We start from the raw sequence: 15,970 nt of genomic DNA on the forward strand, positions 1-15,970 counted from the left end.
TATCGAATTCCTCTCTCATATAACGGGAAGTCGTTGCAGATTCCGCAGCTTGTCCTCGAACCTCTTCGGCATGGACTTCAAGGAGGCGATCGCGTGACCGTGCTGGGCGTTGTCACGATCGGCCAGTCGCCGCGCACCGACATGTTCCCGGAGCTGCTGCAGTGGCTGCCGCCCTCGGTCGAGGTGCGGCAGCGCGGTGCCCTGGACGACTTGGGTACGGCGGACCTCGCGGGTCTCGCACCGTCCCCGGGCGACGAGACCTTGACGACGCGGCTGCGCGACGGCTCGTCGGTGGTGATCGGACGGGCCGGCATCCTGCCGCGCGTGCAGGCCGCCGTCGACGTCCTCGAGGCCGAGGGTGCGGACGTCGTACTGCTCGTCTGCACCGGGGAGTTCCCGCCGTTCCGGCACAGCCGGCCGTTGCTGCTCGCCGGTCCGCTGCTCACCGCGGGGCTATCCGCGCTCGCGGGCGATTCGGCGGCAGGGGTGATCTGCCCGTTGGCGGAGCAGGAGCAGCAGACGTACGAGAAGTTCGTGCAGCTGAAGCAGAAGATCAAGGTGGCGTCGGCAACGCCGTACCAGCCTGGGCTGGCGGAGTTGGAGCACGCCGCGCGCTCGCTGGCGGCCGAGGGCGTCCAGCTGCTGGTCCTGGACTGCATGGGCTACACGCAGCAGCATCGGGAGGCCGCCGCGGCCGCGTCCGGTTTGCCGGTGGTCCTCTCACGGTCGGTTGTCGCGCGACTCACCGCGGAGCTGACATGAGACTTCCGGCGAAGGGCCATCCGCGGGCGTTCGAGCCCGCCACGCTGATCCTGCTCGTGGTGTGTGCAGTGGTCGGCTCGGTCATCGGCCTGCAGATCATCACGACCCTGGGCGTCACCCCGAACACCGCGTTGATCGGCGTCCTGGTCGCGATCGCGCTCAGCCGGGTGCCGCTCGCCGTACTGCGTCCGTTCCGGTCGGTGCACCGGCAGAACCTGGTGCAGTCGACGATCTCCACGGCGACCTTCGCGGCCGCGAACTCGCTGCTGCTGCCGATCGCGATCCCGGTCGTGCTCGGCCGGGCCGGGCTGGTCTGGCCGATGCTGATCGGCGCCGGGCTGGCGATGCTGATCGACTTCGTGATGCTGTACTGGCTGTTCGACTCGAAGGTGTTCCCCGGTCAGGGCGCGTGGCCTCCGGGCGTCGCCGCGGCCGAGGCGATCAAGGCCGGCGACGAGGGCGGCAAGCGGGCCGCGCTGCTCGGGGCCGGTACGGCGGTCGGCCTGCTCGGGTCGTGGCTCGGGATCCCGATGTCGGCGTTCGGCGTGGCGTTCATCGGGAACGTCGTCGCATTGACCATGTTCGGCATCGGGCTGTTGGCACGGGGCTACAGCACGGACCTGTTCGGGCTGGACATCGCGGCGCACTACATCCCGCACGGACTGATGGTCGGCGCCGGGCTGGTGGCGCTGATCCAGGCGGTTGTGGTCGTCGCCCGCGACCGTCGATCGCCCCGGCCCGGCCCCAAGACCGGTTCGGCCGAGGAAGAGGTGGCCTACACGCGGCAGGACTCCGACGCCGCCCGGGGGCTCGCGCGCGGCTTCGTGCTGTACGTCGCTGCCGCCGTACTGCTCGCGGTCATCGGTGGACTGATCAGCGACCTCGGCGTGGGTGAACTCGTGCTCTGGGTCCTGTACGCCGCGGTGTCCTGCATCGTCGCGGAGTTCATCGTCGGGCTGTCCGCGATGCACTCGGGCTGGTTCCCGTCGTTCGCGACCTCGCTGATCTTCCTCACCATCGGAATGCTGCTCGGATTCCCGCCGATCGCGCTCGCGCTGCTGGTCGGGTTCATCGCGGCCGGTGGACCGGCGTTCGCGGACGCCGGGTACGACTTCAAGGCCGGCTGGCTGCTCCGCGGCCGGGGAGCGGACCCCGCCTTCGAGCTCGCGGGCCGCCGCCAGCAGCTGTTCGCGGGTGTCATCGGCATGGCCGTCGCCGCCGCGGTGGTCGCGCTGACCTACCACGTGTACTTCGACCGCGACCTGTTCCCGCCGATCGTGCAGGTCTACGCGAAGACCATCCAGGCCGGCGTCGACCCGGGACTGATCGGGAAGCTGCTGCTCTGGGCGGTGCCCGGCGCGATCGTCCAGGCCGTCGGCGGACCGAAGCGGCAGATGGGCATCATGCTCGCCACCGGCACGCTGATCGTGAATCCGATCGCCGGCTGGACGGTTCTCGCCGGGATCGTGCTGCGGATCGCGTACCGCCGCTGGAAGGGACCCGAGGCGGACTCGCAGATGACCATCGCGGCGGCCGGCTTCATCGCCGGCGACGCGTTGTGGGGCTTCGGCAACAGCCTCGTCAAAACCAAGTTCTGAGGAGATCGACAGCTATGCCATGGCGTGAAGTACTCGACCTGTACGACCTGCTCGACGACGCGTCGGCCTCCGGTGACATGGTGGCGGCCTGGTTGCGCAAGTGCGGCGTCGACGACGTCACCGTGACAACGGTGCGAGGCGACAAGGGCAGCACCGACTTCGTGCGCGCCGTGATCCCCGGCAGCGCCGGCCGGTTGTCCGGTGGCGACGTACCGACGCTCGGGGTGATCGGGCGGCTCGGTGGGCTGGGAGCGCGGCCGGAGCGGATCGGGTTCGTGTCGGACGGTGACGGGGCGCTGGTGGCGCTCGCGGTCGCGGCCAAGCTGGGGTCGATGACTCGGCGCGGCGACCGGCTGCCGGGGGACGTGATCGTCGCGACGCACGTCTGCCCGGACGCGCCGACCCGGCCGCACGAGCCGGTGCCGTTCATGGACTCGCCGGTGGACCTCGCCGCGATGAACGAGCACGAGGTCGAGGCCGCGATGGAGGCGGTGCTGTCGGTGGACACCACCAAGGGCAACCGGATCGTCAACCATCACGGGTTCGCGATCTCGCCGACCGTGAAGGAGGGCTGGATCCTGCGGGTCAGCGAGGATCTGCTCGAGCTCGCGTCCCAGGTCACCGGCCGGCTGCCTGCCGTCCTGCCGCTGACGATGCAGGACATCACGCCGTACGGGAACGACGTGTACCACGTGAACTCGATCCTGCAGCCGTGTACGGCGACCAGTTCGCCGGTGGTCGGCGTCGCGATCACGACCGAGACCGCCGTACCGGGCTGCGGGACCGGCGCGACCGACCTGGCCAGTGTCGAGTCCGCCGCCCGGTTCTGTGTCGAGGCCGCGAAGAGCTACGGCGCCGGCACCTGCGCGCTGTTCGACCCGGCCGACTTCGACCGGCTCACCAGCCGCTACGGCTCGATGCGGCACCTGCAGACGATGGGTCGATGACTAGGAGTTCTGCCAGAGTCCGAGGACGTTGCCCTCCGGGTCCTTGAAGTAGGCCGCGAAGCCCATGTCGCCGACCGGCATCTTCTCGCCGACGCGCTCGCCGCCGAGGCTCTCGATGGTCTTCCAGGCGGCGTCGATGTCCGGGACGTCGACGGTCAGCACCGGCCGGCTGAGGTCGGCGTTGCCGGCGCTGCGCTGGAACATCCCGCCGTTGATGAAGCCCGGCTCGGCCGGCATCTGCTGCTCGGTCACCGGCCCGGTGGACACCATCGTGTAGTTCATCTCGGGCATCTCCGTCAGGTTCCACCCGAAGGCTTCGCGGTAGAACGCCCGCGCTCGCTCACCGTCGTCGTACGGCACCTCGAAGTGCACGATCCGACCAGTCATCGCGGTACCTCCCCCAATGAGTTCCTTGCCGCCGACGCTAGACCTGCGAGGATGAGGGCGTGAAGTACCTGCTGATGATCTGTGGAGACGAGTCCGCCGCGGAGCACGCGAACGACGGGTGCGGCGGCTGGACCGAGGAGATGGAGGGCCGCGGCGTGGTGGCCGGCGGCGCCGGGCTGCGGCCGCCGGACGAGGCGACCACGATCCGGGTGCGGGAGGGGGAATTGCTGCTCACCGACGGGCCGTTCGCCGAGACCAAGGAGCAGATCGGCGGCTTCGTGATGATCGACTGCGCCGATCTGGACGAGGCGATCGAGATCGCCGCGAAGCACCCGGCGGCGGGCTACGGCACGATCGAGATCCGGCCGGTCCTCGAGCCGCCGGTGTGACGTTCGACGAGATCTACCGGCAGGAGTGGAGTCAGGTGGTCGCCACCCTGATCCGCGTGACCGGTGACTGGGAGCTTGCCGAGGAGTGCGCGCAGGAGGCGTTCGCCGCGGCGTTGCAGCGTTGGCCAACCGACGGCGTACCGGACAAGCCGGGTGCGTGGCTGACCAGGACCGCCCGCAACAAGGCGATCGACTGGCTGCGTCGGGAGGCCGTGGGGGCTGCCAAGCTGCGGCAGGTGGCCGCGCTGGGTGATGAGCCGTCAGAGCCGGCGTACGACGTACCTGACGACCGCCTGCGGCTGATGTTCACCTGTTGCCACCCCGCGCTGGCGATGGAGGCCAGGGTGGCGTTGACGCTGCGGACACTGGCCGGTCTGAGTACGGCGGAGATCGCACGCGCGTTCCTGGTCCCGGAATCGACCATGTCCAAGCGGCTGACCCGTGCGAAGCAGAAGATCCAGCACGCCGGCATTCCGTACCGCGTGCCGCCCGCACACCTGCTGCCGGAGCGCACACCCGCCGTACTGGCGGTCCTGTACCTGCTGTTCAACGAGGGGTACTCCGACGTCGTCCGGAGTCAGCTGAGCAGTGAGGCGATCAGGTTGGCGCGGCTGCTCGTCGAGTTGATGCCCAACGAACCTGAGGCTGGCGGCCTGCTCGCACTGATGCTGCTGCACGACTCCCGCCGGGACACCCGGCTGGCGCCGGACGGCGCACTGGTCACGTTGGAAGAGCAGGACCGCACGCAATGGGACCACCAGCAGATCACCGAGGGCACACAGGTCCTGGACGCTGCGCTAGGGCTCGGTGTTCCCGGTCCGTACCAGATCCAGGCGGCTGTCGCAGCCTGCCACGCGACTGCACGTACTGCGGACGACACCGACTGGTCCCAGATCGCAGGGCTCTACGCCCAGCTCCCGCAGACCCCTGTGGTCGCGCTGAACCGTGCCGTAGCGATCGGTATGGCCGACGGCCCCGCTGTCGGCCTACGGCTCGTCGAGGAGCTCGCGGCCGGTCCACTGACCGGCTACCACCTGCTCCCGGCGACCCGAGCGGACTTCCTCCGCCGGCTGAATCGCCCGGCTGAAGCAGCCACCGCCTACCGCGAGGCCCTCGACCTGGCCGCCACCGACGCCGAACGCCTGTACCTGCAGAAAAGGCTGAAAGAGGTGTCCGTCCCGCGCTGACCCGTTCGTCGGTGGGGTATGACGGACATCAGAAGTGCTGTGGCAGGTGAGCGGGCCGAGCTGGCGGACATGCTGGCCGGGCTGACGGAAGACGACTGGGACCGGCCGTCCTTGTGCGCCGGCTGGCGGGTGCGTGAGGTGGTCGCGCACATCACCATGCCGTACCGGATCCCGATGCCACGGTTCCTGGCCGGGATGGTGCGGGCCGGCGGCAACTTCAACCGGTACGCCGACCGGCAGGCGCGGCAGGACGCGGCGACGCTCACCTCGGCCGAGCTCCTCGACTGCCTGAAGCAGAACGTCGACAACCCGTGGAAGCCCCCGGGCGGCGGCTACGAGGGTGCCCTGTCGCACGACGTGATCCACGGTCTCGACATGACCGTTGCGCTAGGCATCGACCGTCAGGTACCCCTGGACCGGCTCCGTCGCATCTTCGACGCGATGAAGCCACGGCAGATCAAGTACTTCGGCGTCGACCTGACCGGCGTACAGCTGCAAGCCACGGACCTCGACTGGACCTACGGTGCCGGTGAGCCACGCACCGGCACCGCCCAGGAACTGCTGTTGTGGATGAGCGGCCGTAAGGTCCCTAAAGCACACGGTGGCTGAAGGCTGCAGGCTTGCGGGTGCCGGCGGCGTGGAAGCGGAACAGGCGACCGCCGTAGCGCAGCCACTCCACCTGGCCGTCGTCGCCACGGACGAAGTTGGCACGCGTGTGGGTCGGCGTGCCGTCCGGGTTCAACGCCAGTACGAAGTCCTTGCGGTAGAAGGCGAAACGGAACATCGCCTGGCCGCCGGCACTCGCCACGAGCTCGCCCTCGTCGGCTGTGACGTCCAGCCCGATGTCCTCGGGCTTACCGTCGAAGCCGATCTGCTGGGCGACGTACGTCCCGACGTACTCCGCCAGCCGGCGTGCCGGCAGCTCCCGCGGTACGGCGGGCAGGTTGTCGACGCCCGCGAACTCCTGCAGCGCCCAGTCGTCCGCGAACAGCTCGGCCACCAGCAACGGCCCACTTTCCGAGTTGGTGAGCAGCGTGATCGCAAAGTCCCGCTGCGGTACGAACAGGAACCCGGAGTGCTGTCCGGACCAGTCACCACCGTGCTGTACGACCGTCGGCCCCTGCGCGGTCGGCCGCAGCATCCAGCTGACGCCGACGCCGTTCAGCTCCACGAACAGCGTGCCGCCAGGGCCCGGGTGCGACTGCATGGACAGCCTGGTGCGGTCGCTGATCACCTGGGGGAGACCGCTGTGGCCCAGGTGGAACCGCGCGTACCGCAGCTGGTCCCGCGGGCTCGAGATCAGCCCGCCCGCCGCGTGCAGCCCACGCGGCACCCGGTCGAACGACGGCTCCACGACAGGCTTGCCGTCCACGATGTTGTGCGACGCGGCCACGCTGAACCCGGCCAGCTCGCTGCGGAAGTACCGGCTGTGGTCCAGGCCGAGCGGGTCGATGACCAGCTCCCGTACGGCGGTCTCGTACGTCTTCCCGTAGACGGTTTCGAGGATCAGCCCGGCGACGCCGATCGCGGCGTTGTTGTACGAGAACACCTTCCCGAGCGGTGTCAGCTGCGGGATCTTCGTCATGTCCGCGACGTACTTCGGGAGTGCGTCGTCGCCGTCCCCGGTGTCCTCGAAGTAGTCGCCCTGCCAGCCGGCCGAGTGGTTCAGCAGCTGCCGCACGGTGACCCGGGCCGACACCGCCGGGTCCGCGGTCGCGAAGTCCGGCAGGTACGCGCGGACCGGCCGGTCGAGGCTGATCCGGCCGCGCTCGGCGAGCCGCATGATCGCGGTCGCGGTGAAGGTCTTGGTGGTCGAGCCGATCCGGAACACGGTGTCCGCGGTCACCGGCTCGTTCGTGTCCACGCTGGTCACACCGAAGCCGCGGACGTACTCGCGGCCGCGGTACCAGACGCCGAGCCCGGCGCCGGGGATCGCGTACTTGGCCATCCCGGCCTGGATCTTCTCCGCCAGCCGGCCGATCGCGACGGGTTCTCTGAGTGTGGTTGCCGAGGACGGCAGCGTGGTGGCCGCGGCGAGCGGTACGGCGGCGGCCGCGGACTTGAGCACGGTACGACGGGTGAGCGACACGTCAACGTCTCCTTGGGGCGAGTGGATGGTACCGATTCCGCTATTATTACCACTGTTGGTATCAATGGATACCCTGAAAGAACCCTGATGGAGAGCCGATGGAGGAGTCGCCGACCCCGGTGCTGGACGTCCTGCTGCACCCGGTCCGCTGGCGGATCGCGCAGCGCGTGCTGGGTCGTGAGGTCACCACCACGGACCTCAAGCGGGACCTGCCCGACATCCCCACGACCACGCTGTACCGGCACGTCGCCGCGCTGATCGACGCCGGCTACCTGACCGTCGTCCGGGAGCGCAAGGTCCGCGGCACGACCGAGCGCACCCTCTCGCTGGACCAGACCAAGGTCGGCCGGATCGACGTCCGCGAGGCGCGGGCGATGACGCCGGACCAGCACCGGCAGGCGTTCCTGATGATGCTGACCCGGCTGGCCGCCGACTTCGACCGCGTGGTCGAGCACGGCGAGCTGTACTCGCGGATGGACCAGCTCGGCTACTCCCAGCTGGCGATGTACCTGAGCCCGGAGGACATGGTCGAGTTCCGGGCGCGTTTCACCGAGCTGATCGAGCCCTACCTGGCCGCAGCGCCCGGCAAGGACCGCGTGGTGCTGTCGATGTTCTCGCTCCCGGACAGCTGAGTGAGCCGAAGTTGCGCGACGTCGAGGTACCCGGACGCGAAGCCGGCCTCGCAGTAGGCCAGGTAGAACTCCCAGGTACGCCGGAACGTCTCGTCGAACCCTTCCGCACGGACGGCCTGCCAGTTGGCGGTGAAGTTCCGCCGCCAGCGGCGCAGCGTCTCCGCGTAGTCGGCGCCGAACCTGAAGTCGTCCTCGACCACCAGCGTCGTGTGCGTCGCCAGAGTCTCGTCGATCGCGGTCCGGGACGGGATCAGCCCGCCCGGGAAGATGTACTTCTGGATCCAGCCGTACGACGTCCGGGTCGCGAGCATCCGGTCGTGCTCCATCAGAATCGCCTGCAACGCGACGGATCCGCCCGGCGCGAGCAGCCGGTCGATGGTGCGGAAGTACTCGGGCCAGTACTCCTCGCCGACCGCCTCGATCATCTCCACGCTGACAACGGCGTCGTACGAGCCGGTCACCGCCCTGTAGTCCTGCAGCCTGAGGTCGACCCGGTCGGTCATCCCAGCTTCGGCGACGCGTTTCCGGGCCAGCTGCAGTTGCTCGGTCGACAGCGTGATGCCGGTGACCCGCGCGCCCCGCCGGGCGGCGGCGATCGCCAGTGTGCCCCAGCCGATCCCGATCTCCAGCAGGCGCGTGCCGGCGCCGACCTCGGCCTGGTCGAGGATGCGCTCGACCTTCCGGTGCTGCGCCGCCTCGAGGTCCTCGTCGCTGTGATCGAACAGCGCTGAGCTGTACGTCATCCCCGGATCGAGGAATGCGCCGAACAAGGCGTTGCTGAGGTCGTAGTGGGCGCGGATGTTGCTCCGGGCACCTGCCGGGGTGTTGCGCTGCCGGCTCGGCAGCCGTTGCTCGACAAGCCGCCGGAACGTCAGCAGCGGCCGTGGCACGAGCTGCGCGACCCGAGCCGCGAACGGCGTGAGTAGCTCAGCCAGGTCGGTCCCGTCGCCGGCTCTCCAGTCGCCCGCCTGGTACGCCTCGCCCAGACCGACTTTCGGACTCCGCGCGAGTCGCTCGAACATCGCCGTCGGCCGGACGATCTCCAGCACCGGTCCACCTCGGCCACGGACCGTCCCGTCCGGGTAGACCGCGCGTACCGGGAACTGGTCGAGCATCCGGTCCACGATCAGCCGGGCGATGCGCGCCCTCATCCCGCCCTCCGAAGCCACAGCCACACGCCGTGCATCCGGATGAGCGCCGACACCCGTTGGGTCATCAGCGGCATACGTACGGCGACCCCCAGCACAGCCCTCCGAGTAGCAGGCCGCGGTACGCCGTCGAAGCTCGCGCCGAACACCGCACTGCCTTTCTGGGACAGCGTGACCTGGACCCTGACGTGCTCCTGGTCCAGTGCGAACGTGAGGTGGTAGCTGCCGGTCACCTCGTAGAACGGCGAGACGCGGAAGTCCTTGGTGGTATGGGCGTTGCCGTCAGCGTCCGGGCGCAGTAGATACAGGTGCCGTTCGCCATAGGTGTTGTGGACCTCGGCAACGACGTACGGGCTGTCCAGGCACCAGTAGACCGTCAGGGGATCGAAGACGTGGCCCAGGACCCGTGCGTTGGCCAGCATGACGACACGGCCGTCGTACTGGATCCCGTTGTCGGCCAGGTAGCGCCGCACGTCCACGTGGTCGCGCCTGTCGAACCGCGCCAGCGGACGCAGGTACCAGGGCAGCCGTGGTACGTCGTCCAGGTCGACCAGCCACTGGTAGACCCGGTGCCGGAACGCGTGCCGCACCCGACCGGACCGCCCGTGCCGGACGAAGCCGGTGACGATCGCCGGGAGCGGGGGCAGCTCACCGACGGCCGTCACCAGCGGACCCCGAAGGACTTGGCCGCCGCGACACCGGCGCGGCAGCCGTCCTCGTGGAAGCCCCAGCCGTGGTACGCCCCCGCGAACGCGACCCGGCCGGTGTTGAGCCCCGCTAGCCGGGCCTGCGCGCCGACCGCCTCGGGGGTGTAGATCGGATGCCGGTAGTCCATCCGGGCGATCACCTTCGCCGGATCGACCGTTTTGGCACCGTTGAGCGTCACCAGGTACGTCTCGTCGGTTTCCAGCCCTTGCAGCCGATTCATCCAGTACGTCGTCAGCGGAGCGCCCGGGCGTACGACGTAGTTCCACGAGGCGCGGGCGTTCTTCGTTGCGGGCAGCAACGACGTGTCGGTGTGCAGGACCGTCTCGTTGCGGCTGTACCCGAACGGCCCGAGGACGGCCTTCTCCTGAGGTGTCGCATCCGCCAGCAGGTCGAGTGCCTGGTCCGCGTGCGTGGCCACGACGACCCGGTCGAAGTCGAACGTGTTGCCGTCGGCAACGGTCACCGCGACACCGTCCGGGTGCCGCTGTACGGCCCGCACCGGCCGGCCCGTGCGTACGGCGTCGAGCCGGTCCGCGACGGCGTCGACGTACGTCCGGGAGCCACCGGTAACGGTCATCCACTGCGGCGACCCGCCGATCGAGAGCATGCCGTGGTGGTCGAGGAACCGGAACAGGTAGCGGGCCGGGTACGTCAACGCCGAGTTGCCGCCGCAGGACCACACGCAGGACACCACGGGAACGGCGTACAGCCGGATGAAAGCAGGGGTGAAGCGCTCCGCCTCGAGGAACTCGCCGAACGTCAGGAGGTCGTGGTCGTCGGTCCGGGTCACGTAGTCGGCGGCGCGGCGGTGGAACCGGCGGACCTCGGCCAGCAATCGCAGGAAGCGCGGGTCGGCGAGCCGGCGGCGCTGCGCGAAGATCCCCGTCGCCCCGCGGCCGCCGGCGAACTCCAGGCCGTGCGCGGGGTCGCTGATGCTCATGCTCATCTCGGTCGGCCGCGTCGGCACCCTGAGCTCGTCGAACAACCGGCGGAGCAGGGGATAGGTGCGGGTGTTGTGCACGATGAACCCGGTGTCGACCGCCAGCCGGCGTCCGGCCGGGTCGGTGAGGTCGTGCGTGTGCGCATGGCCGCCGAGCCGTGGCGCGGCCTCGAAGAGCGTGACGTCGAAGCGGCGCGCGAGCAGATAGCAGGCGGTCAGGCCGGACACTCCGGCACCGATCACAGCCACGGACTCGGTCATGGGAAGCTCTCCAGGCTGTCGAAGGATTGTCTAGAGATTAGGCGGAACTGTTGACGTTCGTCAAAGGTCTGTCTAGGTTTTGTATAGTGACCTCATGGAGACTTCGGTGCCGGGCGCTCTGCGGATCGGTGCGTTGAGCAAGCGCGCCGGCGTCAGCGAGCACGTACTACGGGCCTGGGAGACCAGGTACGGACTGCTGACGCCGACCCGTTCGCCCGGCGGCTTCCGGCTGTACTCGCAGCTCGACGTACGCCGGGTGCAGCGGATGCGGGCGTACCTGGCCGACGGCCTGTCCGCGGCTGAGGCGGCCCGTGCTGTGCTGGCCGAGTCCGGTGCCGTTGCGCAGGAGCCGGACCCCGTTGTCGTCCGTACCGCCGCAGTGGGTGCGGCTGCCAGCCTCCAGGTCGCGTTGGACGACCTGGACGAGCGCGCCGCGCATGTCGTACTCGACCAGTTGTTCGCCACGCTGACGATCGAGGCAGTGCTCCGCGACGTGCTGATCCCGTATCTGCACGACCTGGGGGACCGGTGGGCCCGGGGCGACGTGACGGTCGGCCAGGAGCACTTCGCGAGCAACGTGATCCGCTCCCGCCTCGCGGCGCTGGCACCGGGCTGGGGCGGTGGCCACGGTCCGCGGGCCGTGCTGGCCTGCCCGCCCGGCGAGCTGCACGACATCGCCCTGTTGTCGTTCGGGCTGGTCCTGCGTCGCTGCGGCTGGCGGGTGGTGTTCCTGGGCGCGGACTCGCCGACGACCGACATCGCACGCACCGCCGACGTGCTCGAGCCGGACCTGGTGATGCTCGCGGCGACCGACGCTGCCCGCTTCGACGCCATCCGTCCCGAACTCGTCAGGCTGGCCCAGGACCGGTCCGTCGCGCTGGCCGGCGCCGGTGCCTCCGAGGACCTCGCCGTCGCGGTCGGAGCGCAGTACGTCGAGGACGACCCGGTCACCGCCGCGGAGCGATGGGCAGACCGATGACCAGGGTCCTGGTGACCGGAGCCACCGGCTACATAGGCGGCCGGCTGGTCCCCGAGCTGCTCACGGCCGGGTACGACGTCCGCGTCCTGGCCCGCCGTCCGCAGCGTCTCGACGACCGTCCGTGGCGGTCCCGGGTCGAGGTCACCGAGGGCGACGCCGGTGATCCGGTGGCGTTGACGAAGGCGCTGGCCGGCGTCGACGTCGCGTACTACCTGATCCACGCGCTCGGTACCGGCCGCCGGTTCGAGGAGCGCGACCGGCGGACCGCGCTCGCCTTCGGGGTCGCGTGCCGCGAGGCGCAGGTCGGGCGGATCGTGTACCTCGGCGGGCTGTACCCGGAGGGCGAGGAGCTGTCGCCCCATTTGGGATCCCGGCGCGAGGTGGGCGAGATCCTGCTCGCCGCCGGCGTTCCGACGACCGTGCTGCGGGCCGCGGTGATCATCGGCTCGGGCTCCGCCTCGTTCGAGATGCTGCGCTACCTGACCGAGCGGCTGCCGGTGATGGTGACACCGCGCTGGCTGGACACGCGGATCCAGCCGATCGCGGTCCGGGACGTGCTGCACTACCTGGTCGGCTCCGCCCGGATGCCGTCCGGCGTGAGCCGCGGCTTCGACATCGGCGGTCCGGACGTGCTGACCTACCGCGCGATGATGCAGCGGTACGCCGCCGTCGCCGGCCTCCGTCCGCGCCGTATCGTGACGCTCCCGCTGCTCAGCCCCGGCCTGTCGAGCCACTGGGTCGGGCTGGTCACCCCGGTCCCCAGCGGTATCGCCCGGCCGCTCGTCGACAGCCTGGTGCACGAAGTGGTCTGCAAGGAACACGACATCGACCGGTACGCCGGCCCGCACGACCCGATCGGCTTCGACCGCGCGGTCGAGCTCGCGCTGAAGAAGGTGCACGACCTGGACGTGAGTACGTCGTGGGCGTCCGCGGCGACGCCCGGCGCACCGAGCGATCCGCTGCCGGGCGACCCGGACTGGAGCGGCGGCTCGCTGTACGTCGACGAACGCGACTGCACGGTCGACGCGTCGCCCCAGCAGCTCTGGAAGGTGATCGAGGGTATCGGCGGGCGGCGCGGCTGGTACTCGTGGCGGCTCGGCTGGTGGACCCGCGGTCTGCTCGACCGGATCGTCGGCGGTCCCGGGCTGCGTCGCGGCCGGCGGCACCCCGACGCGCTGTCGGTCGGCGACCCCCTCGACTGGTGGCGGGTCGAGGCCCTCGACCGCGGCCGCCTGCTCCGGCTGCGCGCCGAGATGCGGCTGCCCGGCGAGGCCTGGCTGGAGCTGCAGGCGGGGAGCGACGAGCACGGACGCACGCTGTTCCGGCAGCGCGCGCTGTTCCACCCGCGAGGGCTGCCGGGTGAGCTGTACTGGGCGGCGATCAGTCCGTTCCACGACGTCGTCTTCGGGGGAATGCAACGCAACATCGCCCACGCGGCCGAACGAGCGGAGGATCCCCGATGATCGTCGTCGAACGCGAAGTACCGGTCGCCGCGCCCTTGGAGCGCGTCTTCGACTACCTCTCCGACTTCCGGAACACCGAAGAGTGGGACCCGGGCACGGTCCGTACGATCCTGCTGTCCGGCGCCGGCGGGCCGGGGACGACGTACCGCAACACCTCTCGTTTCAAGGGCCGCGAGACCGAGCTGGTTTACGTGGTGGAGGACTACGTCAGGCCGGAGCGCATCGTCCTCCGCGGTGAGAACCGCACGATCGTTGCCCGCGACACCATGACGTTCCGCGGGGATGCCAACAGCACTCGCGTCACCTACCGCGCCGAGTTCCGGCTCAAGGGCCTGGCCCGGTTCGCCGAACCTTTCCTGCGCAAACCGTTCGAGCAGCTGGGCGAGGAGGCCGAGGAAGGCCTGCGCAACGCGCTCGGAAAGCTGGCTGCATGAGCCTGGACACGTTGCTGGACCGCCTGGTCGTTCCCGGCTACACCAAGCTCGGCTACGCCCTCCGCAGCCGCACCTGGCCCGTCGACGACCCTGAACCCCAAGCTCTGCAAGGCAAAACGGTCATCGTCACCGGCGCCCGCTCAGGCCTGGGCAAAGCCACCGCGGCAGCCCTGGCCACCCTGGGCGCCACCGTCCGCCTGGCAGTGAGAGACCCGTCCAACGCCACCACCGCCCTGGCCGACCTCCAATCCACCGGAGGCACCTTCATCCTCGACCAGTGCGACATCGCCGACCTGACCTCGGTCCGCGCCTACGCCGCCACCGTCGAAGAGCCCATCCACGCCCTGATCCACAACGCGGGCGTGATGCCGCCCACCCGAACCGAGAGCCCCCAAGGCCACGAACTAACCCTGGCAACCCACGTACTGGGCCCGCTCCTGCTCACCGAACTCCTCAAAGACCACCTGGCCAGAGCGATCTTCGTAGCCTCCGGCGGCATGTACACCCAACCCCTCCCGAGGGACCCCGAGTACCGCGACAGCCCCTACAAGCCGGCCGTCGCCTACGCCCGCAGCAAACGCATCCAGGTCGACCTGACCCCGCTCATGGCTACCCACTTCGCCCCGGTCACGATCGCCACGATGCATCCGGGCTGGTCCGACACCCCGGGCCTGACAACCTCGCTGCCCGGGTTCGCCCGGTTGACCGGACCGCTGTTGCGCACACCGGAGCAAGGCGCAGACACAGCAGTGTGGCTGGCCGCAACCGAGCCGCCCCCACCAACCGGCAACTTCTGGCACGACAGACGAATCCGCCCCACCCACTACCTCGACCGAACCCGAAGCACCCTCACGGAAACCACCTGGACCTATTGCCTGGAACAGGCAGGCGTCCCACAACCCCCACCCTCGAGTACCACCTGACGCCCGGGACCACCCAAAGGGGGGTCCGGGGGGCGAAGCCCTCCGGGCGGGGTCTGGGGGCTCCGCCCCCAGAAAACACAACGACCGATCCAGGTGCACGCTCTTTGTGCACACAGATCGGCCAGATCGGTCGCGCCCCCGGCAGGATTCGAACCTGCGCACCCGCCTCCGGAGGGCGGTGCTCTATCCCCTGAGCTACGGGGGCTCAGGAACGAGCAGAACATTAGCAGCATGTTCATGCCAATTCCGAATCGGGGCGCTTCGGCGTGGGGTAGAAGTCTTGGCATGCGCAAACCAGGGATCTCTCTTGTTGCCGTGCTAGCCGCCCTCCTTCTACCGACCCAGGCCCAGGCAGTCACCGGATGGCACGTTGTCGGGTCCGACAACGCGCGCCCGTTGGACGAGAGCCAGGGCCTCGCCACGGTCACACGTGACGGCAGTACGCAGTACCGCTACACAGGTGTCGGGACCATCCCGTCGGACCTCCTGGTCCGCGGCTGGAACCACGTCGGCGACCCAGGCGCGTCACAGGGCTGGTACGTCGAGCCGTACCAGCGTGACGACCGCGGCGGGAAGCTGTACCGCGTGCAGTCGCCGTCCGGGACGTGGTCGAACTACACGCACGCGCTGGAGTCCTGGGAGGCGAACAACAACAGCTTCGCCGCGGTGAGCCCGGACGCCCGGTGGCTGGTCACAGGGGAGTGGGGAACGATGGACCGGCTCCTGGTCCTCCCGATGCCCGGTGTGGCGGCCACGGACCCCTCGAAGAACCTCCCGTACGCCGCTGCGGTCCGCCTGGACCACCAGGTCCGCGACGTACAGGGCTGCGACTTCGTGAACGCCACCCAGCTCCTGTGCTCCTCCGACGACCCGGACGGCAGCCTGTTCGGTACGACGAAGCCGCTGCTGCAGGTGGATCTGTCCGCGCCGGTCGGCTCCGGCGACGTCACCGGTCACGTGACCTCGCTGGGGCAGCTCCCGCTGCAAAGTAGCTGCTCCGGCAGCTTCGAGGTGGAGGGGCTCGACTACTACGAACCCGACGGCACGCTGCGCGTCGTGGTTATGTCGCCGGGGGTCTGCGTCGGCATCGACAGCAAGACCTACCGCTTCCGGCGCTGAGCGC

Annotated in this window: 17 protein-coding genes and 1 tRNA gene; 12 read left to right on the plus strand and 6 right to left on the minus strand. The window is 69.6% G+C overall.

Going from position 1 to position 15,970, the window contains the following annotated elements; all coding sequences use genetic code 11:
* Positions 1 to 93 precede the first annotated feature (93 nt).
* From AB0M51_RS07865 to AB0M51_RS07875, 3 genes are read left to right on the plus strand one after another with little or no spacing between them, the layout of a single operon-like run.
* Positions 94 to 762, plus strand: a complete 669-nt coding sequence (locus AB0M51_RS07865; RefSeq protein ID WP_344201929.1) for an AroM family protein — start codon at positions 94 to 96, stop codon at positions 760 to 762.
* Positions 759 to 2,360 (plus strand): OPT/YSL family transporter, encoded by a 1,602-nt coding sequence (locus AB0M51_RS07870; protein WP_344201927.1) that lies wholly within the window; start codon positions 759 to 761, stop codon positions 2,358 to 2,360. The genes AB0M51_RS07865 and AB0M51_RS07870 overlap by 4 nt, the downstream gene beginning before the upstream one ends.
* 14 nt (positions 2,361 to 2,374) lie before the next feature.
* Positions 2,375 to 3,307 carry a DUF1177 domain-containing protein gene (locus AB0M51_RS07875; RefSeq protein WP_344201924.1) on the plus strand — a complete coding sequence of 311 codons (933 nt, stop codon included), beginning with the start codon at positions 2,375 to 2,377 and terminating at the stop codon, positions 3,305 to 3,307.
* Here the strand turns inward: AB0M51_RS07875 and AB0M51_RS07880 are convergent, their stop codons facing one another.
* Positions 3,308 to 3,694: a VOC family protein gene (locus AB0M51_RS07880; RefSeq protein WP_344201922.1), complete on the minus strand. Its 387-nt coding sequence runs from the start codon at positions 3,692 to 3,694 to the stop codon at positions 3,308 to 3,310.
* 59 nt (positions 3,695 to 3,753) lie between these two features.
* On the opposite strand from AB0M51_RS07880, the gene AB0M51_RS07885 reads away from it, so the two are divergent.
* Genes AB0M51_RS07885 through AB0M51_RS07895 form a run of 3 tightly spaced genes read left to right on the plus strand, consistent with a single transcriptional unit; the run spans position 3,754 to position 5,879 of the window.
* Entirely contained in the window at positions 3,754 to 4,083 is a 330-nt protein-coding gene (locus AB0M51_RS07885; protein WP_344201920.1) for a YciI family protein, read from the plus strand.
* Complete coding sequence (locus AB0M51_RS07890) at positions 4,080 to 5,270, plus strand: sigma-70 family RNA polymerase sigma factor (RefSeq protein ID WP_344201918.1); 1,191 nt, start codon at positions 4,080 to 4,082, stop codon at positions 5,268 to 5,270. Before AB0M51_RS07885 ends, AB0M51_RS07890 begins: the two co-directional genes overlap by 4 nt.
* A gap of 18 nt (positions 5,271 to 5,288) precedes the next feature.
* Positions 5,289 to 5,879 (plus strand): maleylpyruvate isomerase family mycothiol-dependent enzyme, encoded by a 591-nt coding sequence (locus tag AB0M51_RS07895; RefSeq protein WP_344201915.1) that lies wholly within the window; start codon positions 5,289 to 5,291, stop codon positions 5,877 to 5,879.
* On the opposite strand, the gene AB0M51_RS07900 is transcribed toward AB0M51_RS07895, so the two are convergent.
* A complete protein-coding gene (locus AB0M51_RS07900) occupies positions 5,860 to 7,359 on the minus strand; it encodes a serine hydrolase (protein ID WP_344201912.1) in 1,500 nt (499 codons plus the stop codon). The genes AB0M51_RS07895 and AB0M51_RS07900 overlap by 20 nt on opposite strands.
* Positions 7,360 to 7,457: 98 nt before the next feature.
* Here AB0M51_RS07900 and AB0M51_RS07905 point away from each other — a divergent pair, with 98 nt between their 5' ends.
* Positions 7,458 to 7,991 (plus strand): helix-turn-helix domain-containing protein, encoded by a 534-nt coding sequence (locus AB0M51_RS07905; RefSeq protein ID WP_344201910.1) that lies wholly within the window; start codon positions 7,458 to 7,460, stop codon positions 7,989 to 7,991.
* Here the strand turns inward: AB0M51_RS07905 and AB0M51_RS07910 are convergent.
* The 3 genes from AB0M51_RS07910 to AB0M51_RS07920 are packed head-to-tail and all read right to left on the minus strand — an operon-like array spanning position 7,925 to position 11,048.
* Entirely contained in the window at positions 7,925 to 9,142 is a 1,218-nt protein-coding gene (locus AB0M51_RS07910; protein ID WP_344201907.1) for a cyclopropane-fatty-acyl-phospholipid synthase family protein, read from the minus strand. The genes AB0M51_RS07905 and AB0M51_RS07910 overlap by 67 nt on opposite strands.
* A complete protein-coding gene (locus AB0M51_RS07915) occupies positions 9,139 to 9,804 on the minus strand; it encodes a DUF1365 domain-containing protein (protein ID WP_344201904.1) in 666 nt (221 codons plus the stop codon). Before AB0M51_RS07915 ends, AB0M51_RS07910 begins: the two co-directional genes overlap by 4 nt.
* Positions 9,801 to 11,048: an FAD-dependent oxidoreductase gene (locus tag AB0M51_RS07920; RefSeq protein ID WP_344201901.1), complete on the minus strand. Its 1,248-nt coding sequence runs from the start codon at positions 11,046 to 11,048 to the stop codon at positions 9,801 to 9,803. Before AB0M51_RS07920 ends, AB0M51_RS07915 begins: the two co-directional genes overlap by 4 nt.
* A 94-nt stretch (positions 11,049 to 11,142) precedes the next feature.
* Between AB0M51_RS07920 and AB0M51_RS07925 the strand changes: the two genes are divergently transcribed.
* Genes AB0M51_RS07925 through AB0M51_RS07940 form a run of 4 tightly spaced genes read left to right on the plus strand, consistent with a single transcriptional unit; the run spans position 11,143 to position 14,847 of the window.
* Positions 11,143 to 12,027, plus strand: coding sequence for a cobalamin B12-binding domain-containing protein (locus AB0M51_RS07925; protein ID WP_344201899.1), 885 nt, complete (start codon positions 11,143 to 11,145; stop codon positions 12,025 to 12,027).
* Positions 12,024 to 13,490 (plus strand): SDR family oxidoreductase, encoded by a 1,467-nt coding sequence (locus AB0M51_RS07930; RefSeq protein WP_344201896.1) that lies wholly within the window; start codon positions 12,024 to 12,026, stop codon positions 13,488 to 13,490. Before AB0M51_RS07925 ends, AB0M51_RS07930 begins: the two co-directional genes overlap by 4 nt.
* The gene (locus tag AB0M51_RS07935; RefSeq protein WP_344201894.1) at positions 13,487 to 13,924 is read left to right on the plus strand and encodes an SRPBCC family protein; all 438 of its coding nucleotides are present in this window, start codon (positions 13,487 to 13,489) and stop codon (positions 13,922 to 13,924) included. Before AB0M51_RS07930 ends, AB0M51_RS07935 begins: the two co-directional genes overlap by 4 nt.
* Complete coding sequence (locus tag AB0M51_RS07940; protein ID WP_363748596.1) at positions 13,921 to 14,847, plus strand: SDR family NAD(P)-dependent oxidoreductase; 927 nt, start codon at positions 13,921 to 13,923, stop codon at positions 14,845 to 14,847. The genes AB0M51_RS07935 and AB0M51_RS07940 overlap by 4 nt, the downstream gene beginning before the upstream one ends.
* 133 nt (positions 14,848 to 14,980) lie before the next feature.
* Here AB0M51_RS07940 and AB0M51_RS07945 read toward each other — a convergent pair.
* Positions 14,981 to 15,052, minus strand: a tRNA-Arg gene (locus AB0M51_RS07945).
* An 80-nt stretch (positions 15,053 to 15,132) separates the two neighbouring features.
* Between AB0M51_RS07945 and AB0M51_RS07950 the strand changes: the two genes are divergently transcribed.
* Positions 15,133 to 15,966, plus strand: a complete 834-nt coding sequence (locus tag AB0M51_RS07950; protein ID WP_344201888.1) for a hypothetical protein — start codon at positions 15,133 to 15,135, stop codon at positions 15,964 to 15,966.
* Positions 15,967 to 15,970 lie beyond the last annotated feature (4 nt).

The organism is Kribbella sp. NPDC051137 (assembly GCF_040682535.1).
Lineage (GTDB): Bacteria > Actinomycetota > Actinomycetes > Propionibacteriales > Kribbellaceae > Kribbella > Kribbella karoonensis.